We start from the raw sequence: 24,943 nt of genomic DNA, 5'->3' as shown, positions 1-24,943 counted from the left end.
AGTGACAAAACCAAGTGTTGTTTGTCTTATGGGCCCAACGGCTTCTGGTAAAACTGGGTTGGCTGTTGAGTTGGTTCAAAATCACAATTACGAGATTATCAGTGTTGATTCGGCTTTAGTTTATAAAGGCATGGACATTGGTACGGCGAAACCCGATACAGAAACTTTGGCGGTAGCGCCGCATCGATTGATTGATATTATTGATCCTTTAGAGTCTTATTCCGCAGCTGATTTTGTAACGGATGCCGTTGCTCATTCGCAGGAGATTCTTGCGAAAGGCAAAATCCCGCTTTTAGTCGGTGGCACTATGATGTATTTCAATGCCCTGCAAAAAGGGTTGGCGCCGCTGCCGAGTGCTAATGAAGAGATTCGTCAGGCTCTCGAAATGGAGGCTCAAAAAAAAGGTTGGGTGGTTCTGCATGAAGAGCTGGCGCGAGTTGACCCTGAATCTGCGTTACGGATTCATCCCAATGATCCACAAAGGTTGCAGCGCGCGCTAGAGGTTTATCGAGTGTCTGGTCGGTCGATGACTCAGTGGTGGGCAGAGCAAGAGCCTGTTGCATTGCCATTTAATATGGTGAATATAGCGGTTATGCCACAAGAGCGAAGCGTACTGCATGCACGCATTGAACAGCGCTTTAATGACATGATGCAACAAGGTTTTTTGCAAGAAGTTGAGTCCTTATATCATCGTGGTGATTTATCAATTGACCTTCCTTCAATGAGATGTGTTGGTTATCGCCAGTTGTGGGGGTATTTAAATGGTGACGATTTGCTTGAAGATGCTATCTTTAAAGGTGTGGTTGCTACTCGCCAATTGGCAAAAAGGCAGCTAACTTGGTTACGAGGGTGGGAGGATTTGATGATTTTCGATAGTTTAGCAAAAGATCTTATTCCTCAGACCTTGAATTACATAGAAAGCAGGATTATATAGGGGAAGTGCAGAAAGTTTTCGTGTACTATCTACCGTATTGTTTTACTAAGATTAATTTTATTTTTTTTGCGCATGCTTAAGGAGATTCCAATGTCGAAAGGGCAATCATTACAAGACCCTTATCTAAATGTTTTACGTAAAGAGAGAGTGCCTGTATCTATCTTTCTTGTAAATGGTATTAAACTTCAAGGCCAAATCGAGTCATTTGATCAGTTTGTGATTCTGCTGAAAAACACGGTAAGTCAGATGGTGTACAAACACGCCATTTCTACTGTTGTGCCTTCTCGTACTATACGCGTCCCGTCTCCTGATCTGCCGGAAGATGCTACTGAATAGTTTGCTGTTAACAGGGCAAACTGAGGAATATAGATTTGTTTTTTGAACGCCCCGATAGTGGTGAAATGGCTGTATTGGTTCATATGGAGTTTCACGATCAGCGTGAATCCTATGGACCTGAAGAGTTTATAGAACTTGCCCTCTCTGCTGGAGCAGACCCTATTGCTGTAGTGACAGGGTCTCGCCAACGCCCAGATTCGAAGTACTTTGTCGGTAGTGGCAAATTAAGTGAAATTAAAAGCATAATAGATCGAGAAGGGGCAGAAGTTGTCCTTTTTGATCATGTGCTATCTCCTTCCCAAGAGCGAAATATTGAAAGTTTCTTAAATTGTCGTGTGCTTGATCGCACTGGCTTAATTTTGGACATTTTTGGTCAGCGCGCACGATCCCATGAAGGTAAGTTACAAGTTGAATTAGCTCAGCTTCAACATATGTCGACAAGACTCGTTAAAGGCTGGACTCACTTGGAACGCCAGAAAGGCGGTATCGGCATGCGTGGTGGTCCAGGTGAAACTCAGCTTGAAACAGACCGCCGATTATTACGTGAGCGCATCAAGGCGATTCAAAAACGTCTAGATAAAGTAGGTGCTCAGCGCGATCAAAGTCGTCGAGCGCGTACGCGCTCATCGGTAGCGACCGTGTCATTAGTCGGGTATACCAATGCCGGAAAGTCAACCTTGTTTAATCGAGCGACTGGTGCTGAGGTATATGCAGCCGATCAACTTTTTGCGACCTTGGATCCTACGTTAAGACGCTTAGATATTGAGCAAATAGGTACGGTCATATTAGCGGATACGGTAGGTTTTATTCGTCAGTTACCGCACCGTTTGGTGAAGGCGTTTCAGGCGACATTGAAAGAGTCTGCTGAAGCGGATTTGCTCTTACATATTGTTGATGCGGCAGATATCTCTCGGGATGCAAATATTGCTGAAGTAGATAGTGTGCTAAAAGAAATTGGAGCCGATGAGGTTCCGTTGCTGAAAATCTATAATAAAATCGATATGTTGCCAACCTGTGAGCCTCGTATAGATCGAGATATCGATGGTAAGCCTATCCGAGTGTGGGTATCTGCACGTGATGGCGTAGGAATTGATTTATTAGAGCAGGCAATTGCGGAACTTTTAGCTGAAGATGTACTCAATGAAACACTGGTGTTGCCAGGTGAGCATGGTCGTTTAAGAGCGATGCTGTTTGAACATGGAGCGGTTCGTTCTGAGCGCTACGATGAATTTGGTCAGTCCGTGTTAGAAATTAGATTGCCGAAAAAAGACTATTTACAAATATTGTCGCGTGCTGAAATGTCTGAAGATCAGATTGAAACAGCCTAAATCAATATTTGATTATCATTAAAATAAAGTGGAGACGTAGTATGGCCTGGAATGAACCGGGTAATAACGACAAGGACCCATGGAATCCAGATAAGAATCGTAACAGTGGCGATCGCCCTGATGACGGTCGTGATAAGGATACCAATAGTAATGATCCATGGGGTCGTCCATCAGGTGGTAAAGATCAAAGTCCACCAGATTTAGAAGAAGCGTTCAAAAAATTAATGGGAATGCTAGGCGTTAAGAAAAGTCGTAAAGGCGGTTCTGGCGGTGGTAGTGATTCAGGATTTCCTGGCAAATTGAGCGGTAGTTTAATTGCTATAGTGCTTGTCGCTATTATTGGTCTCTGGGGCGCATCAGGCGTTTATCAGGTTGATCAGCAGGAGCGTGGGGTTGTTTTGAGATTGGGTAAATATTACGAAACCGTAATGCCTGGTCTGCATTGGAATCCAGCCATGATTGATTCTGTGAGCAAGGTGAACGTAACGAAAGTACGTTCTCATGATCACAAAGCATTGATGTTGACCGTTGATGATAACATCGTAGATGTTAGTGTTTCTGTTCAGTATTCAGTAGAGAATCCAAAAGACTTCTTACTGAATGTTAAAGATCCTGAAGAGTCATTGGCTCAAGCGACAGAAAGCGCATTGCGTCATGTTGTTGGTAGTTCTGAAATGGACCAGATTTTAACTGAAGGCCGCGAATTGTTGGCATCTGAAGTGAAAACTCGTCTGCAGGATTATAATAATGCATACGGTACAGGTTTGTTGATTTCCAAGGTAAACGTTGAAAACACTCAGGCGCCAACTCAGGTGCAAGAGGCGTTTGATGACGTTATCAAAGCGAAAGAAGATGAATTGCGTGTCCGCAACGAAGCTGAATCGTACGCAAATGGTATTATTCCGGAAGCGCGTGGTAATGCTCAGCGTATTCGTGAAGAAGCTGAAGCCTATCGTTCTGAGATTGTTGCTCGTGCAAGTGGTCAGGCCGATCGTTTTGATCGCTTATACCGCGAGTATGTGAAAGCGCCAGATGTGACGCGTCAACGTCTATACATTGAAACGATGGAATCTGTTTATAAAGATACCAACAAAGTCGTTGTTGATACAAAAGGCGGCAATAATATGATGTACCTGCCAATTGATCAGTTGATGAAAAATCAGGCTTCGGCTGGAAAAATAGATGTTAAATCTCTTGATTCTGGAAGCGTTAGTTCTTTGACAGACCAAGTTATTAATGAATTGAGTAAACGCCAAGGTACAGCGGCAAGTAGACAGGGGAGAAACTAATGAAAGGACTTTCTTTTTCAATTCTGTTTGCTGCTCTAGTTGCTATCTTAGTTGCTTCACAAACTCTGTATGTTGTGAAAGAAACACAACGAGCAGTGGTTCTTAAGTTTGGTGAAATTGTAGATGCAGACGTTAAGCCTGGTCTCCACTTTAAAATCCCCATTGTTAATGAAGTGAAGACGTTTGATGCAAGGATTTTGACAATGGACTCTCGTCCTCAGCGTTATTTAACGTTGGAGAAAAAGGCCGTTATTGTTGATTCTTATGTTAAATGGAAGATTGAATCTGTTGCTAAATTTTATCAAGCAACATCAGGTGATGTAGTGGTTGCGAATCGAGTGCTTTCTTCTCGAGTCGATACAGGGCTACGAAATCAGTTTGGTGAGCGAACTATGAATGAAGTTGTGTCTGGTCAGCGAGATCAGCTGATGACCGAGCTTCGTGACAGTTTGGATAAAGTGGCTCAATCTGAGTTGGGTATTAAGATTGTTGACATTCGAGTGAAGCGAATTGAATTGCCGCCCGATGTTAGTGAGTCTGTTTACCAGCGTATGAGAACTGAGCGTGAGCGTGAGGCTCGCGAGCATAGATCGAAAGGTCTTGAGTTAGCAGAAGGTATTCGTGCCGATGCAGATCGTCAGCGTGTTGTGCTTGAAGCGGAAGCTCAGCGTGATGCAGAGATGATTCGTGGTGATGGCGATGCAAAAGCTGCGGCAATTTACTCTAAAGTGTATAAGCAAGATCCTGAGTTTTATGATTTCTATCGTAGTCTTCAGGCTTACCGAGATAGCTTTGAAGGTAAGAAAGATCTGTTTATCCTGAGCCCAGATAGTGAATTCTTTAAATATTTGAATAGTTCTACCGCTTCTAAAAAAGGGTGAAATATTCAAAAATAATGGATCGTGAAGCCTATTTGTTGAAATAGGAAACATGGTATCATTACACAAACCGGGTTATGCCCGGTTTTTTAATGGTCAAAATAAAGAGAGTCTATGCAGGAGCTGTTGCAGCCGCTATTTTTTGCTGTCAGCCTGTTATTGATCGCCGAAGGTTTTTTGCCGTTTTTGGCTCCCGATTGGAGGAGAAAAACATGGTGAAAGTGGTCGTGAATTCTAATGTGAATTTACGTATTCTGGGTTCGATTAGTATCTTCCTTGGATTAGTGCTCCTTTTGCTGACTCGAAGCTAAGAGGATATAGATTAATGACATTAGCAGATCGTTGGTTGCTTCCGGAAGGTGTCGATGAAGCGCTGCCTGAACAGGCCGCTAAAATTGAACATCTTCGAAGAACCCTGCTGAATCTCCATGAAAGCTGGGGCTATCATCTTGTAATCCCGCCTCTCTTAGAATACTTAGATTCCCTTCTTATCGGTGCTGGATCAGACCTTGAACTCGAAACTTTTAAGGTGATTGACCAGCTTTCAGGTCGTCTGATGGGGGTTCGTGCCGATTTTACATCGCAGGTTTCACGCATCGATGCTCATTGCCTTAAAGGTGAGGGTGTCCAGCGTTTAAGTTATTGCGGTAGTGTCTTGCGGACAATGCCTGCCGGTTTAGATGGCACTCGTAGCCCTATTCAGCTCGGCGCAGAATTGTATGGTCATGGTGGATTGGAAAGTGATATCGAAGTCTTGTCTTTGATGTTGGAAACGCTTTTCGCTGCAGGCCTATCTAATCTTGTGCTGGATCTTAGTCATGTAGATATTGTTAGAGGCGTGTTGGTTGCTTGTGACTTATCTGATGACCAAGAAGCTAAGCTGCTCGAACTTTATAATGCGAAAGACCTTCCTGAGCTAGATGCTTTTGTAAAAGGTTTGCAGGTTAGTTCGACTCAGTCCGGCTGGTTGGCTCTTTTGCCGCGGTTATGTGGTGGCGTTGAAGTGCTTGATGCTGCGGTCAAAGGATTAGGCGGTATTAGTGATTCTATTGATGATGCACTGGTTCTGTTGAAGAGTGTGAGTGATGTTGTTACTCGCCGTTACCCAAGCATAGGGTTGCACTTTGATTTAAGTGACTTGGTTTCTTATAGCTATCACACTGGTTTGCTTTTTGCGGCCTATCTTCCTGGGCATGGTAATGCTATCGCCCGAGGTGGTCGTTATAACAATATTGGGCATGTATTTGGGCGTTCCCGTCCAGCGACAGGTTTTAGTACTGATGTTAAGGCTTTGGTTGCACTGGCAAATATTGATATTGCTGCGCCAAAGACTGTGTTGTCTCCTATTTGTGTAAGTGATGAGCTGTGGGCAAAAGTAAACTCATTACGATCACAAGGGTATCGCGTTATTGAAGCGCTGGATGATGGTTGTGTTGACGCCATAGATTTCACGTTGGCTTTTATTGGCGATACTTGGCAGCTTGTGCCTGTCGAAAAATAGACTTTCTTTAAGAACTATCAAAATGAGACCTGAGATTATGGGTAAAAATGTTGTTATTTTAGGCACCCAATGGGGTGACGAAGGTAAGGGTAAGGTTGTTGATTTACTGACTGAAGACGTTGCTGCTGTAGTGCGTTTTCAAGGTGGCCACAATGCGGGTCATACATTGGTGATTGACGGCAAAAAAACAGTCCTTCATTTGATTCCTTCCGGTATTTTGCGTGAAGGTGTTGATTGCGTTATTGGTAATGGGGTTGTTCTTTCTCCTGCTGCGCTTAAAAAAGAAGTACTTGATCTTGAGGCGCAAGGCGTTCCTGCGGTTAACCGTCTTAAAATAAGTGCGGCTTGCCCTTTGATTCTTCCTTACCATATTGCCATGGACCAAGCTCGTGAGCTTGCAAAAGGCGAGATGAAAATTGGTACAACAGGTCGCGGTATCGGACCGGCTTACGAAGATAAAGTAGCTCGCCGTGCCATTCGTGTTGGTGACTTGCTTGATTCGAAACGCTTTGCTGCCAAATTAAAAGAAGTGCTAGAGTACTACAACTTTATCCTGACTAATTACCATAAAGTTGAGCCTATTTCCTACGAAGCGGTTTACGCTGAAGGCTTGGAAATGGCTGAATTCTTGCGCCCTATGGTTGCAGATACTATTACTCTTCTTCATGATTTGAGAAAATCCGGCGCGAACATTATGTTCGAAGGTGCTCAAGGCTCGTTGCTAGATGTTGATCACGGTACATACCCTTATGTAACGTCATCTAATACAACAGCCGGTGGTGCGCCAGCGGGTACTGGGTTTGGTCCTTTGTATTTGGATTATGTACTGGGTATTACTAAAGCGTATACAACTCGCGTTGGTTCTGGTCCTTTCCCAACTGAGTTGTTTGATGAAGATGGCGAGCGTTTAGGTACTCGTGGGCATGAGTTTGGAGCAACTACTGGGCGTTCACGTCGTTGTGGTTGGTTTGATGCTGTTGCTGTTCGTCATGCTGTTCAAATCAGTTCTGTTTCTGGTATGTGTTTGACCAAGCTTGATGTGCTAGATGGTTCTAGTGTTATCAAGGTTTGTGTTTCTTACGAGAGCGCGAATGGTGAGCCAGTAGTAGGTTCATTGGTTGATAGTGAAGGCTATGAACAGGCGCGTCCTGTTTATGTTGAATTGCCAGGCTGGAGTGAGTCAACGGTTGGTGCTGAAAACTTTGAAGCACTGCCTAAGAATGCTCAAGACTACATTCGCTTCTTAGAAGAGCATGTTGGTATCCCAGTTGATATCATTTCAACCGGTCCTGATCGTAACGAAACAATCGTTATGCGTGACCCTTTCAAAAGCTAATTGCTTGTGAAACTTATAAAAAAGCCGCATCAGCGGCTTTTTTTGTTTGATTTTAGCGATAAGAAGTCATTTATTAGTATGAATTGTAAATAGAGTGAAAATGGAGTGAGGTCTTTTTTTGTGGCTAAGGTAATATTTACAATTGATATTGCGAACGCATACGTGTCGTAAAAGAATAAACCTATTTGAAAAGAGATAAGGTAACTATGATGAAGTTGTTATTAGCGGATGATGATGCTCGTTTATCTGATTTAATCAAAGAATATTTTGATGGTGAAGGTTACGAAGTTGCTCACGCATGGAATGGGAGAGAAGCTTTAGAATTAATGGCAGCGGATATGCCGGATATTGTTATCCTTGATGTCATGATGCCTGAGCTCGATGGTTTTGAAACACTTAAGCAAATCCGAAACAAAAGCTCGGTGCCTGTCATTATGCTAACAGCAAAAGGTGACGACATAGACCGTATTCTTGGTTTGGAAATGGGGGCTGATGATTATTTGTCTAAACCTTTTAATCCACGAGAATTGCTAGCTCGCATTAAAGCGATTTTGCGTCGTGCTAGCCAGGAAAAGGAAGATGACCCAACCGCTGATATTGAGTTATCCGGTGTTCTTTTGCGTCGTAAAGATCGCAGCGTATTCCTAGAAGGTGAGTTGGTTGAATTGACGACGTCTGAATACACCTTGTTAGAGTGCATGTTGATGGCGCCAGGTCAGGTGTTAACTAAGCAGGAATTATCTGAAAAAGCATTGGGTCGCAAGTTGACCATGTATGATCGTAGTTTGGATATGCATATCAGTAATTTGCGCAAAAAGATCGGCAACTTAGAAAATGGCGATCCAAGAATTAAAACTGTTCGTGGTGTTGGTTATATTTTTGTGGCAAGCGAACAGGGTATCTAGTTTTTTATGAAAAGTACTTTTTTGCGAGTGTTTCTGGTTGTCTTGTTATCCAATACTGTTGTAGTAAGTATTGGTTTAACCATTGTTGAGTTTGTCCAGAAACACAACCAGGTGTCTGCTGATTTACTAGGTGATATTGGTGTTCAGCTGGTAGCAGGGTACGAAAAGTTTGGTTTAGCGGCATTAAAAGAAGAGGCGGAAAAGGCTGAAAAACGTTTGTCCGGTAGTATTTATCTCTATCAGGAAAACGGTAAGCCTTTGCTTAAGCCTCTGCCAAAGAATTTCCGAGAAACTGATGGTGCTGATTCAAGTACTGAACTAGGCAAGGCGGGTGCGCGCCCTCGGGCGGATGGTCGTCCTTCAGCGGATTTCCTTCATAGTCAGTTTATACAGGTGATTGGTGCGAATAATGTTCAGTATTTGCTGATCTTTCGCCCTAATCCTGAAATCGATTCTTTAGCGCCTGGTTTGGTGATAGCGCTGTCGCTATTAGGCTTGTTAGTGTCTAGTGGCGTGTTGGCTTATTGGCTTCTAGGGCCCTTGCTTAAGCTGCAGCGAGTGGCTAGGTTGTTTGGTCAGGGTGATATGTCGGCGCGTGTTGAGGATAAGCTGGCTAGGCGGAGTGATGCGGTTGGTAAGTTGGCTCAAGAGTTTAATGAGATGGCGGTGCGCATTGAGACTCTTTTATCCTCTAAAGAGCGTTTGATGCGAGATGTTTCTCATGAGTTAAGGACGCCGCTTGCTCGAATGGAAGTCGCACTCACTATCGCAGAAGATAAGCATGGGCTTGAAACTCAAAAAAGTTACCTTTGCCGAATTCGTACGGAGCTTCATGAATTAGATGAGTTGATTGGTCAGGTCTTGACCTTGAGTCGTCTTGAGGCTGCCGCGTTAAGCAAAGAGACTGTGCATTTACAAGAATGGCTAGATGAAATTGTTGCAGATGTGAGTTTTGAAAGTCAGCTTAAAGGTATTTCTGTGACTAAGTCAGGAGATTTACCGAAAACCTTGTTGGGTGATCCTTTGCAGTTGCGTCACGCTATTGAGAACGTTCTGCGCAATGCGTGTTTTTATGCAGGTGAAGGTGGTGTCATAGAAGTGGCAACCGAAGAAAAAGAAGGTAACGCGCTTATTTATGTGCGTGACAATGGGCCGGGCGTTCCAGAAGAAAAATTGGAAAAAATATTTCACGCTTTTTATCGATCTTCTGAAGCTAGGGAAGCAAATAGTGGTGGTTTTGGTGTTGGCTTAACGATATCAAAGCGCATTATTCATGCTCATAAAGGGTGTATAGAAGCGAAAAACCGTCCGCAAGGTGGTTTGGAAGTTTGCTTTAAAATTCCGCTGGTATAACCTGTTTGTTACTTTTTTCCTTAGCTGTTAGTTAGTAGGGAAGAAAGTTCTTGTTATTTTTTAGTGAGGTAAGTAATATCCACGCCGCAAGTTGGCTAGGCAGTCGCCGCCTCGTAAGAGGGGGAGGAAAGTCCGGGCTTCGCAGGGTAAAGTGCCAGGTAATTCCTGGGGGGCGTGAGCCTACGGAAAGTGCAGCAGAAAATAAACCGCCTAAGTAGTTTACTACCGGTAAGGTTGAAATGGTGCGGTAAGAGCGCACCGCGCGACTGGTAACAGTTCGTGGCAAGGTAAACCCCACTTGAAGCAAGACCAAATAGGAACTCTTTGGCGTGACCCGCGCTGAGTTCGGGTAGGTTGCTAGAGACGTGCAGTGATGTACGGATTAGATGAATGACTGTCCACGACAGAACCCGGCTTATCGGCCAACTTGCACACTAATTTTTGTTTACCAGCTTTTTGTTCATCAGTAAGTAACGACCTTTTTGACAGGGTTAAACTGATGGAGCAAAGCTGGTATAGCAGATTACCCTCCTGTATTTCTCAGAGGGTTATCATACTGCTCTCGCATTGTTATTCCTCAGAACGTTATGTTCTCCTTACTTCGTAAGATTAAGATTGGCCTCCGAACATACCCCTTGTCTTATTCTCTTGTCGCGATTGGCGATAAATATTCTCAAATTAAATTCCTTAGACATTGCTACACAGCGAAACAAGCGTTATCAATTTGCCATAAGCTCACCGATTTTGGTCTAGGTGTGGGCGCTAAGGATTACAGGTTGGTTGTTAGGCTGTCCACGACAGAGTTCGAATTAGCAGTTAGCGTGCTTTTTCTTCCCTTCTATAAAATATAATCCCTTTCTATCTCTTTAAGTCACCATTTAAAAAATGGTTCGCTTTTCTTTGCGCTTTTTCTGCTCAAAACCACCTGTTATTCCTCTTTACGGAAACATTGCATCTATTTTTGCTTATTTACAGTGTTTTTTTTTACTCTTTTTAATAAATAGTGTTAAATTGTGGGATAAAGTGTAGATAAGTGGGGTTTAGCTTTGTTTCGAGGAATTCATCAAGTCAGTATGGATGTAAAGGGGCGAATGTCGCTTCCGGCACGCCTACGTGATGAACTCGCTCAATACGAAGATGACGGCGTGGTTGTCACAATCGATCCCGCTTCTAAATGCTTATTGCTATACCCATTAATTGAGTGGGAGCAGATCCAAGAAAAATTAGACAAGCTACCCAGTTTTCAGCCTCAAGCTAGGCGCCTTCAGCGTCTTTTAGTAGGGCATGCTACCGATTTGGAAGTAGATAAAGCTGGCAGGATTTTATTGCCCGCTCCACTGCGCGAATTTGCCAGATTGGATCGCAAAGTTACCTTGCTAGGGCAGGGTAAGAAGTTAGAAATTTGGAGTCAGGATGAGTGGGAATCGCAACGCGATGACTATTTGTCTCAAGAATCACTCGATGAATTGCAACCAGAAACTATGATGGATATCTCTTTATGACAGACGCGACCTCAAAACATATCAGTGTCATGTTAAATGAGTCAGTGGATATGTTGGTTACTAATGCTGATGGGCTTTACGTTGATGGAACGTTTGGTCGCGGTGGTCATACCCGCTTAGTGCTAGACCGATTGAATAACGGAAAATTACTGGGTTTTGACAAAGACCCTGTGGCAATTGGTTTCGGTAAGGCGCTTGAGTCTGAAGATTCGCGCTTTTCCATTGTCCAAGACAGTTTTGCGACTATGGCGACCCATATTAATGACGTGTTCGGAGTCGATAAGGTCGACGGTATCATGATGGATCTTGGCGTGTCATCGCCACAGATAGATGATGCAGAACGAGGCTTCAGTTTTATGAATGATGGTCCGCTTGATATGCGTATGAATCCTGATAAAGGGATGAGTGCGGCCGAGTGGATTGCTGTTGCGTCTGAAAAAGAAATCGCAGATGTAATGTATCAATTTGGTGAAGAGCGCTTTTCTCGTCGAATTGCCAAGGCAATTTGTGAATATCGATCACATACAAAAATACTGACTACTCTTCAGCTTTCCAAAGTGGTTGCTGAGGCCAATCCTGCGTGGGAGAAAGGGAAAAATCCTGCTACCCGTGCATTCCAAGGTATTCGTATTTTTATTAATAACGAATTGGGAGATTTGGAAATTGGCTTAGAGGCGGCGGCAGAATCCTTAAAAGTGGGTGGTCGTCTGGTGGTTATTAGTTTCCATTCTCTAGAAGATCGCATGGTGAAACGCTTTATGAAGCTTAAGGCAAAAGGTCCTGAGTTGCCGCGACATTTGCCTATTCGAAATGCGCATCTAGATATCAAATTCAAAGCAATAGGCAAAGCGACAAAACCTTCAGAAGAAGAAGTGAGTGACAATGTTCGATCTCGAAGCGCGGTATTGCGCGTATTGGAACGTATCAGTGATTAAAATTAAGCAACGGTTTTCTCCATGGCCATTCTGCCTTGGTGTTGTTGCTCTGTCGATCGTATCTATTGCGGTTGTTATACAAGTTTATGATTTTAGGACAAATTTTTCTCATCTTCAGGCGTTAAAAAAAGATGAGGTGAATTACGAGGTTAAATGGGGGCAGCTGTTATTAGAACAAAGTGCTCTGACTCAACCGAGTCGTTTAGAGCAGGCTGCCGTTAAAAAATTGCACATGCATTCCCCCTCTCAGGATGAATTGATAATAGTTAAACCATGAATATTAAAAACGATACACATCATCGACCAGGAAAGTGGCGGTTTAGATTTGTCTACGCTATTGCACTAGTGTTGTTTCTAGTTGCTGGCGGTCGTCTTTTTTATCTTACCGTACTTGATAAAGAGTTTTTGCAGAATCAAGGTGAGATGAGGGCGGTCAGAAGTGAGTCAATTCCTGCGACGAGGGGCATGATTTTAGATCGCCGTGGTGAGCCTTTGGCGGTCAGTACGCCGACATGGACTTTGATTGCCAATCCTAAAGCGCTTTGGAATATGGATCAAGATCCACAGCAAGGGCGCACTCCAGGTCAGGAAATAAAACGTCTTGCGGTTGCTATGGGTGTTGGTGCTGCGTGGCTGGAAGATAAGTTTAAAAGTAATAAGTCTCGCTCTTATATGTACCTGAAGAGACAAGTTGCCCCTGATGATGCGGATAGAATTATGGCGGCTCATATTGTGGGCGTCAGCAAAACAAAAGAATATAAACGCTTTTATCCAGCTGGTGAAGTGGCGGCTCAAGTTGTTGGTTTTACCAATATCGATGATAAAGGGCAGGAAGGCATTGAACTGGCGTACGATAAAGCATTACACGGTACGCCAGGTAAGCGAACTTTCTTAAAGGATCTAAATGGCAATGTTCTTCGTTCTATAGGAGAAGATGAACAAGAGCGTCCTGGTCAGAATATTGAGCTTAGTATTGATTTACGCTTACAGTATTTAGCTTATAGAGAGCTTAAAGCAGCCGTAACTGAACACCATGCCACATCCGCATCCGCTGTGATTTTAGATGTAAAAACCGGTGAGATTCTAGCGATGGTTAATCAGCCATCTTACAATCCGAATGATCGATCTACGATGGAATACGATGAATTGCGAAATCGAGCCGTTATTGATCTCTTTGAGCCTGGTTCCACGATGAAGCCTTTCACTGTGTCTGCTGCGCTAATGTCAGGGCAGTATAATACGGAATCTATTATTAATACTGCGCCGGGCTATTTGCGTATTGGTCGTTTTACGATTCGTGATGAAGGCAATTATGGAAAAATCAATTTAGAAACCTTATTGGTAAAATCCAGTAACGTTGGGGCAACTAAAATTGCCTTTTCGCTTCCGCAGGATGCAATTTGGAATATAGATTATGAGTTGGGTTTTGGCTCTCCTGTAGGGATTGGTTTTCCAGGTGAAGCAACGGGGAATTTACCATCTCATCCAAAATGGCACCCTTCTGAAGTTGCTACACTGTCTTATGGTTATGGCTTGTCTGTTTCCGCACTGCAATTAGCGCAAGCTTACATGACGTTGGCGAACAATGGTTCTCGTGTTCCAGTGACTATTTTCAAGCAAGACTCGCGTCCTGTAGGCAAGCAAATTATTCCGCGTAGTGTTGCGAAAAATGTTACTAAAATGATGGAGGCGGTTGTTCAGCGTGGCTCAGGTAAGTTAGCTCAAGTGCCTGGTTATAGCGTGGCGGGTAAAACAGGAACGGTTCATAGGGTTGGGTCTAAAGGCTATGAATATGATCAGTATAACTCTATGTTTGCTGGTTTTGCTCCCGCTTCTAATCCAAGGTTAGCGATGGTTGTTATTGTTAATGATCCTAAAGGTCGGAAATATTATGGTGGCGAAGTGGCGGCGCCAGTATTTTCTCGAGTGATGGAAAGTGCTTTGACTACGTTGAATGTTCCACCAGATTTACCTGATGGTCTTCGTGAAGTTCGTCTTGAAAGTAAGAAGGCTCCATATCGAGTGGCGCTAGGGAATTAAAATGGCCAATCTAACGCATGCTCAGCTTCTTAATTTGGTCGGGCTTACGGCAGATGGGATTATTGCCGAAAGAGCGTACACACATTTAGAAACAGACAGTCGTAAAATGAACGCTGAAGGTGTTTTCTTTGCTTTGCCTGGTGTGACGAGTGATGGCTGGCTTTACCTTGATAAAGTGGCTGAGCTCGGTGGCTTGGTCGCTGTCGTGCCCAAAAGCTTAGGGCTAACACACACATCCTTGTTGCTGATTCATGTGGAGGATCCAGCGGCTTTCCTTGTTGCCTGTTTGTATTCTTTTTTTGGTCGTCCTCCATCTTCGTTGGTTGCTGTCACAGGGACCAATGGTAAATCTTCTATTTGTTATTACTTGGCTCAAATGGCTGAGGCGCTAGGTCACTCAAGCGGTCTAATTGGTACCTTTGGTGTGGGCCCTATTGGTGATCTGCGAGAAGCCAGTCAAACGACGCCAGATTTATTGTCATTGCATAAACTACTTCTAGAAATGGCGACGAAGTCGGTTGATTTTGTTGCGTTTGAAGCGTCTTCTCACGCCTTAGATCAAGGGCGGTTATTTGGTGTGCCGTTTGAAACTGCTGTGTTTTCCAATTTGTCTCGTGATCATTTGGATTACCATGGCACCATGGAAGTTTACGCAGAAGCTAAGCGGCGTTTATTCTCTTCACCCAGTGTGGTTTGTGGTGTTTTTTGTTTGGATGATGCTTATGCTGCCTTTATGGCGCAAGGTTTGTCGTCTGATTGTAAGCGATATTATTACAGTGAAAATAATCCACTTGCCGACTTTTATGTGACGTCTTTGCGATTATTACCTAGCGGATGCGAGTTTGTTTTGTGTCATCCAGAGGGTGAGAGCGCTGTTTTTCTGCCTTTGCTCGGTCGGTTTAATATTCAAAACGCGCTTGCCGCACTGGCCAGTCTTTGGTCAAACAGTGCCGATAAACCATTATTGATATCGACATTAGCATCATTAAAAGGTGCGCCAGGCCGGATGGAACGAGTTCTGTCTAATAAAGGGCCTTCTGTTGTGGTGGATTATGCTCATACACCAGACGCATTGAAAGTGGCTTTAGAGGCTTTGAGAGAGCATTCGAAAGGGCGATTAATTTGTATTTTTGGTTGTGGTGGCGATAGAGACAAAGGCAAACGTCCTCTTATGTTACAGGCGGCTTTAGAGTATGCGGATGATATTTGGTTGACGTCAGATAATCCTCGTACGGAATCACCTACGCAAATTATCAATGATGCCGTAGATGGTGTTTCTGGTGCTGAAAAATTTAATATTGAAGTTGATCGCGCCAAAGCGATAGCGGATGCAATTTCTACGGCGTCGCCAAGTGATATTATTTTGATCGCAGGCAAAGGGCATGAAACCTATCAGGATGTGAATGGTGTGAAACACCATTTTGATGATAAAGAAGAGGCGATGAAGGCGCTAAATAATTATGTTGATTAAGCTTTCTTTGTCTCAAATTGCCGCTCTATGCGATGGGGTTCTTATTGGTTGTGATCAGATCATTACCGATGTTGTGACCGATACTCGAAAAATACAAACGGGTTGTTTGTTTGTTGCTATCAAAGGTGAGCGCTTTGATGGGCATGATTATGCGTCATTGGCCTTAGAGCAAGGTGCTGTAGGTGTTTTGTCTGAGAGCGATTTAAATGTGTCCACTTATATTAAGGTGGCAGATACTGTTGAAGCGTATGGAAAAATTGGCCGTGCTGTTCGAGATGCTTTCACGGGCCCAGTTGTCGCTATTACGGGTAGTAACGGTAAAACAACCGTAAAAGACTGGTTAGCTCAATCCCTTGCGGAAAAAAATGTGTTAAAAACACGCGCTAATCTAAACAATCAAATTGGTGTTCCACAAACGTTACTTGAAATGACCGATGAGCAGGATGTGGCAGTCATTGAAGCTGGAACCAGTTATCCCGGGGAAATTAAAAAGTTAGCGAGAACACTTTATGCAGATGTTGTCATTTTAACCAATGCGAGTGGCAGTCATTTTGAAGGGTTTGGGAGTTTGGAAGGCATTGCGGTTGAAAAAGGTGAGCTGATATCTGCAGCTAAAGCGACCGCGACCATTATTCTAAATGCTGACGATGTCTATTTTGATTATTGGAAAACACTCTCTGGTGCTCGGAAGGTCTGTTCTTTTGGTTTTACTCAGTTGGCAGATTTGTATGCTCATGATTTAGTATTAGGAGCAGAATCGAGTCGAGCTGTTTTTACTTATCAAGGGCGGAGTGTGCCGGTTTATATCTCTGGCGCAGGGCGGCATTTAGTTTCAAATGGCATGGCTGTCGTGTTGGCTTTGCTGGCGTTAGGTGTGAGTCTGGAAGATGCGATTGTTAAATTGGCGCAGCCCGTTCAAGTGCCTGGCAGAATGGAGCGCTTAGAGACAAAAAATAAGGCTCTATTAATCAATGATTGTTACAATGCAAGTCCTACCTCTGTTGAAGCAGCAATTGATGTATTAGCCATGCAAAAAGTCGATAAAACGTGGCTTATTCTTGGTGCGCTGGGTGAGTTGGGTGAGCAGGAAAATGAGATACATAAAGCACTTGGAGAATACGCTCAACAAAAAGGGATTTCCTGTTTGATTAGCGTAGGTCCAGTGGCTGGGGTGGCAGCCCAAGCGTTTCGCGCCCATGGCGGAGAGGCGATTTTTTGCCAAACACACAATGAAGCGGCGTCTGTTGTTCAGGCGCTTGATGAAACACATGCCATTTTAGTGAAGGGATCACGCTCTTCTAAAATGGAGAATGTCGTCGATATTTTAAAAAATTAGGATGCTATTAATTCATGTTACTCCTGCTTACGACTTATTTGAGCGAGCACCACACTTTTTTTACGGTCTTTAATTACCTTTCATTGCGAGCTATTTTAGGCGTGCTTACTGCGCTTTCGATTTCTCTGCTTATCGGTAATCGAGTCATTTTACTGTTGCAGCGTTTGCAAATCGGGCAGGCAATTCGCAGCGATGGGCCTCAATCGCACTTGAGTAAAGCGGGCACCCCAACCATGGGTGGAGCGTTGATTATATTTTCGATTTCCATCAGTACGTTATTATGGGGAGATTTGAGTAATAAGTATGTTTGGCTCGTGCTGTTGGTGATGTGGGCTTTTGGTGTAATTGGTTGGGTTGATGATTATCGCAAGGTAGTGGCAAAGAACTCAAAAGGGTTACCTGCGAAGTGGAAATACTTATGGCAAAGTGTGTTTGGTTTGGCGGCGGCGTTCTTTTTGTATTTTACCGCGACCACACCTGCTGAAACCGCTTTGTTGATACCTTTGTTTAAAAACTTGGCCTTGCCGCTAGGTATCTTTTTTGTTGTGTTGACATATTTTGTCATCGTAGGTACCAGTAATGCAGTTAACCTAACCGATGGTCTCGATGGCTTGGCTATCGTGCCGACGGTTCTTGTCGGTGGTGCGCTGGGTGTTTTTGCTTACCTGACAGGCAATGTGCGTTTCGCGGATTATTTGTTGATTCCTTATGTTCATGGCTCTGGTGAGTTACTGGTGTTTTGCTCTGCGCTGATTGGTGCGGGCTTAGGTTTCTTATGGTTTAACACTTATCCTGCGCAAATATTCATGGGCGATGTTGGCTCTTTAGCAATGGGTGCGGCATTGGGTACGATTGCAGTGATTGTGCGCCAAGAGTTGGTGTTGTTTATCATGGGGGGGGTTTTTGTAATGGAAACCGTGTCCGTTATATTGCAGGTGGCTTCGTATAAATTAACCAAGCGGCGGATTTTTAGAATGGCACCGATTCACCATCACTTTGAATTAAAAGGCTGGGCTGAACCAAAGGTTATTGTGCGTTTTTGGATTATTACTGTTTGTCTTGTTTTGGTTGGTTTTGCCACTTTAAAAGTGCGTTAGGAGCGTTTTATGTCGTTGATCGGGTCAGATCGGATAAGAGCCGTCGTTGGCTTGGGGGCGACAGGTCTCTCTTGTGTGCGCTTTTTGGCAAGTCAGAATATTGATTTTTTTGTTGTGGATTCCCGCGACAATCCTCCAGGGTTAGAGCAAGCCAAGGCGCTTTGCCCTGCTGATCGTATTTTTACCGGTGATTTAACCGTGCTAGAGCGCTTAGGTGTCAATGAGCTTTATGTTAGTCCGGGTATTCCGCTAAAAACCCCAGTATTACAGGCGCTTGCTGAAAAAGGCGTGGCGATGCGTGGGGATATTGATCTTTTTTGTGATTATGTCAATGCGCCTTTTGTTGCGATTACTGGATCTAATGCCAAAAGCACTGTCACCACCTTGGTTGCTAAGCTTCTAGAGGCGTGTGGTAATCGTGCTGTTGCTGGCGGGAACCTTGGGTTACCCGCGTTGGATTTACTCAGTGCAGGAGTTGATTTTTATGTGCTTGAGTTATCTAGTTTTCAATTGGAAACGACGCATGCACTAAAGGCAGATTTGGCATGTTTACTAAATGTTTCTGAAGATCATATGGATCGCTATAACGATCTTTATGAGTACCAAAGGGTCAAGCAAAAAGTGTATCGAGGCTGTAAGGCGGCGGTGTGCAATAAACAAGACATATTAACCGCGCCTTTGCTTGCAGAAGGTGTTCCGGTGCGAACGTTCACCACAAAAAGTCCTGACCTAAAAGAGTATGGCATGCTGCCGGACGATGATGGTGCTTGGCTTTGTAGAGGTGTTGAGCGACTTTACCACACTTCAAATATTGCGCTGCAAGGCTCACATAATTATGCCAATGTCTTGGCGTCGTTGGCGATGCTTGAGCTGTTGGGGCAAGATGTTCGATCTGCTGGTGTGGCTCAAGTTTTAGGTGAGTTTGGGGGGTTACCTCATCGCTGCGAAACAGTGCGAACGCACAAGGGTGTTGTCTACATAAATGATTCAAAAGGCACGAATGTAGGGGCGACCTTAGCGGCATTAGAAGGTTTGGGTAATGCGTCTCAGAAAAATATACATTTGATTGCTGGCGGTGAAGGAAAAGGGGCAGATTTTGCGCCTTTGGCTAAACCTATTTCCGATTTAGTCAAACAAACTTACTTGTTCGGTAAAGATGCAAATTTGATTGCCAAGGCCTTGCCAGCTTCGGCTAACGTAGCATTTTTTACGACTTTAGATAACATCGTTGCTGCTTTATCAAGCAAGGTTCAATCTGGTGATATTGTGCTCTTTTCGCCGGCTTGTGCCAGCTTAGATATGTACAAGAACTATGAGCAGCGCGGGCAGCATTTTATCGATTTGGTTTCTGCTTTATGATTTGGTCGAATTTTTTTGATCGTGTGACATGGCGTGAATTTAGTCAGGTCGACTCCATTTTTATTGTTTCTGTTGTCTCTATTTTGGCATTGGGCATTGTGATGGTATCCAGTGCTTCTATTTCAATTTCTGTAAACCTTCATGGCCATCCCTATTTTTTTATGGGTAGGCAGATTCTATACCTGGTTATTGGATTGATTTTTGGTTGGGTGATGGTTTCCTTGCCAACGGAGAGGTTGCAAAAGTGGGGTATCCTACTGATGGGCTTATCATTTTTGCTACTTGTTATGGTGCTTGTTCCTGGTATTGGGAAAAGTGTTAATGGCAGTCGTCGATGGATCAATCTTGTAGTGTTTAACTTGCAGGCCTCTGAAGTGGCCAAAGTGTGCATGGTGGTCTATGTTTCTGGGTATTTAGTGCGACGTGCTGACCGCGTTCGAAAGGGCTGGGTTGGCTTTTTTCTGCCGCTTTGTCTTTGTAGTATTTTTCTTTTGTTTTTGTTATTTGAGCCAGATTTTGGGGCGTCAGTTGTTTTGCTTGGTACGGTAATGGCTTTGCTGTTCTTGGGTGGCGCTCCGCTGTATCAATTCTTGCTATTGCTGGTTGCCGCTATTTGTATGTTGGGCGTAGTGGCTGTTTCTGAAAGTTATCGTATGAAACGCTTGATGAACTTTATTGACCCTTGGGCGGATCCTTTCAATGAGGGGTATCAGCTGAGTCAGGCGCTCATTGCTTATGGGCGTGGCGAGTGGTTTGGTTTAGGGTTAGGGAATAGTATACAAAAGCTTTCTTATTTACCTGAGGCACATACTGACTTTGTTTTTTCTGTTTGGGTGGAAGAAACGGGATTGATTGGTGGTCTTTTCTTGATTGCGTTGTTTGGCATTATGGTGAGTCGTGCATTTAAGATTGGTCATAAAGCCATGGATTTATCACGGCCATTTTCAGGTTATATGTGCTTTGGTTTTTCTATTCTTATTTTGGCTCAGGTTATTATCAATATTGGTGTGAATACCGGCTTTCTTCCTACTAAAGGTTTAACGCTGCCTCTTATTAGTTATGGTGGTAGTAGTTTGATTATTACCTTGGGCAGTTTATTTGTTATTGCACGAGTGGATATTGAAAATAGACGTGCCGAAGCGAAAATGGCGGCGAGTCAAAAGGCGCCGATAACAACGACAGAGAAAGAAGATGGATGATATTGGACGCGTAGTGATCATGGCAGGCGGAACCGGAGGGCATATTTATCCTGCGTTGGCTTGTGCCCAGCAATTTAAAGAAAAAGGTATGAATGTTTTCTGGTTGGGTTCGAAAGGTGGAATGGAGGAGTTGCTTGTTCCACAGCATGATATTGCGATTCATACGTTATCTATTAAAGGTGTCAGGGGGAAAGGTCTTTTTGGGCTTTTGTCGGCTCCTTTTAGAATTTTGCACGCTATTGGTCAAGCTGTCGCTTTCTTGCAAAAAACAAAGCCGTCTGTTGTTTTAGGAATGGGTGGGTTTGTGGCTGGGCCAGGGGCGATTGCTGCAAAATTGCTTGGTATTCCCTTGGTTATCCATGAGCAAAACGCGATAGCAGGTACGACTAATCGAATATTGGCAAAAGTCGCTAATATTAGGTTGCAGGCTTTTGATGGCGCTTTAGCGAATGCCATTACGGTAGGAAATCCAATACGAAAAGATATTTTGTCGCAGGCGGTTCGGCCTGTGAGAAATGGTCAGAATAGGCCGTTAAAATTGTTAGTTGTTGGTGGGAGTTTAGGCGCTAAAGTTATCAATGAAGCGGTGCCATTGGTTTTGGATCAATGGAGTGAGTCGTCGCGTTTGGATGTTTGGCATCAAACGGGCAAACGAAATTTTGATGCAGTGACTGCTTTATATAAAGAAATTGGCGTTAAGGCTAGAGTGGAACCGTATTTAGAAAATATGGATCAGGCATATTATTGGGCAGATGTTGTTCTTTGCCGAGCCGGTGCCATGACAGTAAGTGAGTTAGCAATAGCAGGTTTACCTTCCATTTTGGTGCCTCTACCTCATGCAATTGATGATCATCAGACGGCTAATGCTCGACACCTTGAAAAGGTGGGTGCCGCTTATTTACTGCCGCAGACACAGCTAACAAGTCAAAAAATTATATCGATACTAACGGATTTTCTTAAGAGTGAATCTGTATTACAAACGATGGGTGAGCAGGCAAAGATAATTGCTCATCCTAATGCAACGCAAGATGTGGTTGCACATTGTTTAAGGTTAATAAAATGATAGTTAATAAATTTCAATATGATATTCCGACCATGCGTCGTATTCAAAATATTCATTTTATCGGTATTGGTGGTGTGGGTATGTGTGGCATTGCTGAAGTGCTGCACAACCAAGGCTACACAGTATCCGGTTCTGATTTAAAGTCCTCTGCAACAACGGATCGCTTATCCGAGCTAGGGATCAAAATTTATTTTGGCCATCAGTCAGAAAATGTTTTTGACGCACACGTTATTGTTGTTTCTACGGCAATTAATGATGAGAACCCGGAAATTATTTGGGGCAAAGAAAATCGTATTCCCATTGTGCGTCGTGCGGAAATGTTAGCAGAGTTGATGCGTTATCGTCATGGTATTGCCATTGCGGGAACGCATGGTAAAACGACGACGACAAGTCTGATGGCATCTGTCTTGGCGGCTACCGGTGAGGCGCCGACATTTGTTATCGGTGGGCGTTTAACGAGTGCTGGTACAAATGCTCAGTTAGGAAGCAGTTCGTATTTAGTTGCCGAAGCGGATGAAAGTGACGCCTCTTTTCTTCATTTACAACCGCAAACTGTGATCATCACAAATATTGATGAAGATCACATGGATACTTACCAAGGTGATTTTGAAAAGGTTAAGCGTGCATTCATAGAGTTTATTCATAACTTACCATTCTATGGTTTGGCTGTTTTGTGTGTGGATGATGCAAATGTTAGAGAGATATTGCCTTCGCTGAGTCGCCCTGTACTGACGTATGGCATTGATAATGAAGCTGATTTTTACGCGACTGATATTGTTCAAACGGGGCGTTTTTGTGAATTTCTTGCTCATCGCCCTGAAGGTGAGCCATTAAAAATTCGCTTGCCAATGCCTGGCCGACATAATGTCCTTAATGCGCTTTCAACGATTGCAGTGGCCACTGATTTGGGTGTTGACGCGGCCGCTATTCAAGCTGGTTTAATGGGTTTTGAAGGGGTTGGTAGACGCTTCCAAGAGCAAGCGCCGCTGGCTTTGCCTGATGGCTCCGAAGTGATGTTTGTTGATGATTATGGTCATCATCCGAGTGAAGTGTTGGCGACGATAAAGGCGATTCGAGCTGGTTGGCCTGAAAAGCGTTTGGTAATGATTTATCAGCCACATCGTTTTTCAAGAACTCGTGATTTGTATGAAGATTTTGTTCGAGTGTTGTCCCAAGTTGATGTGTTGCTTTTGTTGGATGTTTATTCTGCTGGAGAAACTCCCATTAATGGCGCTGATAGCCGTTCTTTGTGTGGCAGCATTCGTCAACGAGGTACTGTGGATCCAATACACGTTGGTAGTGTGGCGGACTTGCGTTCCATTTTGAGTAATATTTTAAAGAAAGATGATTTGCTGATTACTCAAGGTGCTGGCGACATAGGTGTCATTTCGAAAAATTTAGCAAACAGTGGAATATAACGCATGCCATCAAGTTTGAAAAAATCGGTTATTGCCGTGATTTACGGCGGACGATCTGCAGAGAGAGATGTCTCGCTACAAAGCGGGCCTTTGGTGGTCAAAGGATTAGAATCCAAAGGGTATCAAGTTGTTGCTGTTGATTTGTATGGTGAGTCAGGTGCTGATCCTGTAAGGCAATTGCAGGAAGTTGAATTTGATCTGGCTTTTATCGCGCTCCATGGTGGAGAAGGTGAAGATGGTCGTATTCAAGCATTGCTCGAAATGATGGATAAGCCCTATACAGGGAGTTCACCGCTTGCCTGTGGATTTGCCATGGATAAGGTGATGACAAAGCGTTTTTGGAAAGGTATTGGCATCGCGACTCCGGCGTATTTATCGTTTGAAGGTCAGCCTGATTCTTCAGTAATTGAAGAGTCAATGTCCTACCCGTTGATTATAAAGCCCTCACGAGAGGGGTCAACGATTGGGATTAATAAGGCCAATAATCGTGCTGAACTAGAGTTTGCGCTGTCCAAGGCGCTGGAATATGACTCTGATATTTTAGTTGAAGAGTTTGTCGATGGGCCTGAATACACCATTACGATTATTGATGATGTCGTATACCCTGTTATTGGCCTTAAAGCGTCTCCGACTCATGAATTATATGATTATGATGCAAAATATCTGGCGGAAGATACTCAGTATTTATTGCCTTGTGGGCTTGATGAAGATGATGAGAATGAACTTCAGTTTCTTGCTTTAGAGGCCTATCAGTCGCTAGGTTGTTCGGGCTGGGGGCGCGTTGATGTTATGCGAGATCAAGCTGGTGTCTTTTGGGTGTTAGAAGTAAATACCTCGCCTGGCATGACTTCTCACAGTTTGGTGCCTATGGCTGCCAATCATGTCGGTCTGGACTATGCTTCGCTAGTAGAAAAAGTAGCGTTAAATGCTTGGCATAATTTTGGGCGTGATTAGATTATGAGGATTGCTGCCCTTATTGGTGCATTAGTATTAATTCTTGTTGCTACTTTTCAGGGGAATAATTCACCTGAAAATTGGTTTTCTATTCGAAGCATAAATATTAAAGGTGATTTGAAATTTGCCTCTAGGGCTGAGCTTCAAAAGGATTACCAGTCTCTCATTGGTCAAAGCTTATTGACGACGTCATTAGTGTCAATAAAGTCTATTGCAGTGTCACCACAATGGGTGGAAAGTGTTGAGGTGCGTAAAGTTTGGCCAAATACGTTGCAGGTGCTTGTTCGTGAGTACAAGCCTCTAGCATACTGGAACGATAGGCAACTAATATCCACTGGAGCGGCCATTATTTCGCCGCAATCGGTGCCTATTTTGCCGCTACCTAAGCTTTATGGTCCTGAAGACACAAGTGATCAGGTGTTAGGGCAGTTTGGCCTTATTAGTCAGGTGTTGTCTTCAACCTCGCTGCGCATTGAAAAATTGCAGTTAGAGTTGCGTGGTGCTTGGATTGTCACTTTCAGTAATGGGGTGATGGTTAAATTGGGTAGAGAGGATATTTTAGAGAGGTTACAGCGCTTTATAGCGGTGTATAAAAGTGATTTATCGGGTAGAATAGATCAAATTAGCTCCATAGACGCGCGCTATCCTCACGGGGTTGCAGTGGCTTGGAAAAAAATTAAATAAACTTGGCCTGTTTGTTGCTTTTTTA

At 43.7% G+C, this 24,943-nt stretch carries 22 protein-coding genes and 1 other RNA gene; all 23 read left to right on the top strand.

The window, feature by feature from the left end; genetic code table 11:
* Window position 1 precedes the first annotated feature (1 nt).
* The 23 genes from miaA (at window position 2) to V6259_RS03200 (ending at window position 24,918) form a co-directional block, all read left to right on the top strand.
* Complete coding sequence (gene miaA / locus V6259_RS03310; protein ID WP_341583298.1) at window positions 2-934, top strand: tRNA (adenosine(37)-N6)-dimethylallyltransferase MiaA; 933 nt, start codon at window positions 2-4, stop codon at window positions 932-934.
* A gap of 90 nt (window positions 935-1,024) precedes the next feature.
* Window positions 1,025-1,270 (top strand): RNA chaperone Hfq, encoded by a 246-nt coding sequence (gene hfq, locus V6259_RS03305; protein WP_133011106.1) that lies wholly within the window; start codon window positions 1,025-1,027, stop codon window positions 1,268-1,270.
* A gap of 35 nt (window positions 1,271-1,305) precedes the next feature.
* The gene (gene hflX / locus V6259_RS03300; protein ID WP_133011107.1) at window positions 1,306-2,598 is read left to right on the top strand and encodes a ribosome rescue GTPase HflX; all 1,293 of its coding nucleotides are present in this window, start codon (window positions 1,306-1,308) and stop codon (window positions 2,596-2,598) included.
* A 41-nt stretch (window positions 2,599-2,639) separates the two neighbouring features.
* Window positions 2,640-3,887 carry an FtsH protease activity modulator HflK gene (gene hflK / locus V6259_RS03295; RefSeq protein ID WP_341583297.1) on the top strand — a complete coding sequence of 416 codons (1,248 nt, stop codon included), beginning with the start codon at window positions 2,640-2,642 and terminating at the stop codon, window positions 3,885-3,887.
* Complete coding sequence (gene hflC, locus V6259_RS03290; protein ID WP_133011109.1) at window positions 3,887-4,768, top strand: protease modulator HflC; 882 nt, start codon at window positions 3,887-3,889, stop codon at window positions 4,766-4,768. The genes hflK and hflC overlap by 1 nt, the downstream gene beginning before the upstream one ends.
* 322 nt (window positions 4,769-5,090) lie before the next feature.
* Window positions 5,091-6,266, top strand: coding sequence for an ATP phosphoribosyltransferase regulatory subunit (locus V6259_RS03285; RefSeq protein ID WP_341583296.1), 1,176 nt, complete (start codon window positions 5,091-5,093; stop codon window positions 6,264-6,266).
* Window positions 6,267-6,303: 37 nt separating this feature from the next.
* Window positions 6,304-7,602 carry an adenylosuccinate synthase gene (locus tag V6259_RS03280; RefSeq protein ID WP_341583432.1) on the top strand — a complete coding sequence of 433 codons (1,299 nt, stop codon included), beginning with the start codon at window positions 6,304-6,306 and terminating at the stop codon, window positions 7,600-7,602.
* A 206-nt stretch (window positions 7,603-7,808) separates the two neighbouring features.
* Window positions 7,809-8,507 (top strand): response regulator transcription factor, encoded by a 699-nt coding sequence (locus V6259_RS03275; protein WP_133011111.1) that lies wholly within the window; start codon window positions 7,809-7,811, stop codon window positions 8,505-8,507.
* Window positions 8,508-8,513: 6 nt separating this feature from the next.
* Entirely contained in the window at window positions 8,514-9,860 is a 1,347-nt protein-coding gene (locus tag V6259_RS03270; protein WP_341583295.1) for a HAMP domain-containing sensor histidine kinase, read from the top strand.
* A gap of 87 nt (window positions 9,861-9,947) precedes the next feature.
* Window positions 9,948-10,294, top strand: an RNA gene (rnpB, locus tag V6259_RS03265) — RNase P RNA component class A.
* Window positions 10,295-10,906: 612 nt separating this feature from the next.
* Window positions 10,907-11,362 carry a division/cell wall cluster transcriptional repressor MraZ gene (mraZ, locus tag V6259_RS03260; RefSeq protein WP_133011113.1) on the top strand — a complete coding sequence of 152 codons (456 nt, stop codon included), beginning with the start codon at window positions 10,907-10,909 and terminating at the stop codon, window positions 11,360-11,362.
* Window positions 11,359-12,297 (top strand): 16S rRNA (cytosine(1402)-N(4))-methyltransferase RsmH, encoded by a 939-nt coding sequence (gene rsmH, locus V6259_RS03255; RefSeq protein ID WP_341583294.1) that lies wholly within the window; start codon window positions 11,359-11,361, stop codon window positions 12,295-12,297. Before mraZ ends, rsmH begins: the two co-directional genes overlap by 4 nt.
* Complete coding sequence (ftsL, locus tag V6259_RS03250) at window positions 12,290-12,574, top strand: cell division protein FtsL (protein WP_240536985.1); 285 nt, start codon at window positions 12,290-12,292, stop codon at window positions 12,572-12,574. The genes rsmH and ftsL overlap by 8 nt, the downstream gene beginning before the upstream one ends.
* A complete protein-coding gene (locus V6259_RS03245; protein ID WP_341583293.1) occupies window positions 12,571-14,337 on the top strand; it encodes a peptidoglycan D,D-transpeptidase FtsI family protein in 1,767 nt (588 codons plus the stop codon). Before ftsL ends, V6259_RS03245 begins: the two co-directional genes overlap by 4 nt.
* Window position 14,338: 1 nt before the next feature.
* Entirely contained in the window at window positions 14,339-15,808 is a 1,470-nt protein-coding gene (locus V6259_RS03240) for a UDP-N-acetylmuramoyl-L-alanyl-D-glutamate--2,6-diaminopimelate ligase (RefSeq protein WP_341583292.1), read from the top strand.
* Window positions 15,798-17,144: a UDP-N-acetylmuramoyl-tripeptide--D-alanyl-D-alanine ligase gene (locus V6259_RS03235; protein ID WP_341583291.1), complete on the top strand. Its 1,347-nt coding sequence runs from the start codon at window positions 15,798-15,800 to the stop codon at window positions 17,142-17,144. The genes V6259_RS03240 and V6259_RS03235 overlap by 11 nt, the downstream gene beginning before the upstream one ends.
* A 14-nt stretch (window positions 17,145-17,158) precedes the next feature.
* Window positions 17,159-18,241 (top strand): phospho-N-acetylmuramoyl-pentapeptide-transferase, encoded by a 1,083-nt coding sequence (mraY, locus tag V6259_RS03230; RefSeq protein WP_133011119.1) that lies wholly within the window; start codon window positions 17,159-17,161, stop codon window positions 18,239-18,241.
* A 9-nt stretch (window positions 18,242-18,250) separates the two neighbouring features.
* A complete protein-coding gene (gene murD, locus V6259_RS03225; protein ID WP_341583290.1) occupies window positions 18,251-19,600 on the top strand; it encodes a UDP-N-acetylmuramoyl-L-alanine--D-glutamate ligase in 1,350 nt (449 codons plus the stop codon).
* Entirely contained in the window at window positions 19,597-20,799 is a 1,203-nt protein-coding gene (gene ftsW / locus V6259_RS03220; RefSeq protein WP_341583289.1) for a putative lipid II flippase FtsW, read from the top strand. The genes murD and ftsW overlap by 4 nt, the downstream gene beginning before the upstream one ends.
* A complete protein-coding gene (gene murG, locus V6259_RS03215) occupies window positions 20,792-21,862 on the top strand; it encodes an undecaprenyldiphospho-muramoylpentapeptide beta-N-acetylglucosaminyltransferase (RefSeq protein WP_341583288.1) in 1,071 nt (356 codons plus the stop codon). The genes ftsW and murG overlap by 8 nt, the downstream gene beginning before the upstream one ends.
* The gene (murC, locus tag V6259_RS03210; protein WP_341583287.1) at window positions 21,859-23,280 is read left to right on the top strand and encodes a UDP-N-acetylmuramate--L-alanine ligase; all 1,422 of its coding nucleotides are present in this window, start codon (window positions 21,859-21,861) and stop codon (window positions 23,278-23,280) included. The genes murG and murC overlap by 4 nt, the downstream gene beginning before the upstream one ends.
* Window positions 23,281-23,283: 3 nt before the next feature.
* Window positions 23,284-24,234: a D-alanine--D-alanine ligase gene (locus V6259_RS03205; protein WP_341583286.1), complete on the top strand. Its 951-nt coding sequence runs from the start codon at window positions 23,284-23,286 to the stop codon at window positions 24,232-24,234.
* A gap of 3 nt (window positions 24,235-24,237) precedes the next feature.
* Window positions 24,238-24,918, top strand: a complete 681-nt coding sequence (locus V6259_RS03200) for a cell division protein FtsQ/DivIB (protein ID WP_341583285.1) — start codon at window positions 24,238-24,240, stop codon at window positions 24,916-24,918.
* Window positions 24,919-24,943: the final 25 nt, after the last annotated feature.

It is taken from the genome of Marinomonas sp. TI.3.20 (assembly GCF_038155025.1).
Classification (GTDB): Bacteria; Pseudomonadota; Gammaproteobacteria; order Pseudomonadales; family Marinomonadaceae; genus Marinomonas; species Marinomonas flavescens.
Note: the sequence above shows the minus strand (reverse complement) of the source record. Positions and strands in the feature narration are given on the sequence as shown.

What these genes read in the sequence shown, in the direction of transcription:
- hflK (WP_341583297.1), top strand. Translation starts at nt 2,640, where the DNA reads ATGGCCTGGAATGAACCGGGTAATAACGACAAGGACCCATGGAATCCA.
- V6259_RS03285 (WP_341583296.1), top strand. Translation starts at nt 5,091, where the DNA reads ATGACATTAGCAGATCGTTGGTTGCTTCCGGAAGGTGTCGATGAAGCG.
- V6259_RS03200 (WP_341583285.1), top strand. Translation starts at nt 24,238, where the DNA reads ATGAGGATTGCTGCCCTTATTGGTGCATTAGTATTAATTCTTGTTGCT.
- murC (WP_341583287.1), top strand. Translation starts at nt 21,859, where the DNA reads ATGATAGTTAATAAATTTCAATATGATATTCCGACCATGCGTCGTATT.
- V6259_RS03275 (WP_133011111.1), top strand. Translation starts at nt 7,809, where the DNA reads ATGATGAAGTTGTTATTAGCGGATGATGATGCTCGTTTATCTGATTTA.
- rsmH (WP_341583294.1), top strand. Translation starts at nt 11,359, where the DNA reads ATGACAGACGCGACCTCAAAACATATCAGTGTCATGTTAAATGAGTCA.
- V6259_RS03270 (WP_341583295.1), top strand. Translation starts at nt 8,514, where the DNA reads ATGAAAAGTACTTTTTTGCGAGTGTTTCTGGTTGTCTTGTTATCCAAT.
- V6259_RS03205 (WP_341583286.1), top strand. Translation starts at nt 23,284, where the DNA reads ATGCCATCAAGTTTGAAAAAATCGGTTATTGCCGTGATTTACGGCGGA.
- hfq (WP_133011106.1), top strand. Translation starts at nt 1,025, where the DNA reads ATGTCGAAAGGGCAATCATTACAAGACCCTTATCTAAATGTTTTACGT.
- V6259_RS03280 (WP_341583432.1), top strand. Translation starts at nt 6,304, where the DNA reads ATGGGTAAAAATGTTGTTATTTTAGGCACCCAATGGGGTGACGAAGGT.
- murD (WP_341583290.1), top strand. Translation starts at nt 18,251, where the DNA reads ATGTCGTTGATCGGGTCAGATCGGATAAGAGCCGTCGTTGGCTTGGGG.
- ftsW (WP_341583289.1), top strand. Translation starts at nt 19,597, where the DNA reads ATGATTTGGTCGAATTTTTTTGATCGTGTGACATGGCGTGAATTTAGT.
- hflC (WP_133011109.1), top strand. Translation starts at nt 3,887, where the DNA reads ATGAAAGGACTTTCTTTTTCAATTCTGTTTGCTGCTCTAGTTGCTATC.
- murG (WP_341583288.1), top strand. Translation starts at nt 20,792, where the DNA reads ATGGATGATATTGGACGCGTAGTGATCATGGCAGGCGGAACCGGAGGG.
- V6259_RS03245 (WP_341583293.1), top strand. Translation starts at nt 12,571, where the DNA reads ATGAATATTAAAAACGATACACATCATCGACCAGGAAAGTGGCGGTTT.
- V6259_RS03235 (WP_341583291.1), top strand. Translation starts at nt 15,798, where the DNA reads ATGTTGATTAAGCTTTCTTTGTCTCAAATTGCCGCTCTATGCGATGGG.
- mraY (WP_133011119.1), top strand. Translation starts at nt 17,159, where the DNA reads ATGTTACTCCTGCTTACGACTTATTTGAGCGAGCACCACACTTTTTTT.
- V6259_RS03240 (WP_341583292.1), top strand. Translation starts at nt 14,339, where the DNA reads ATGGCCAATCTAACGCATGCTCAGCTTCTTAATTTGGTCGGGCTTACG.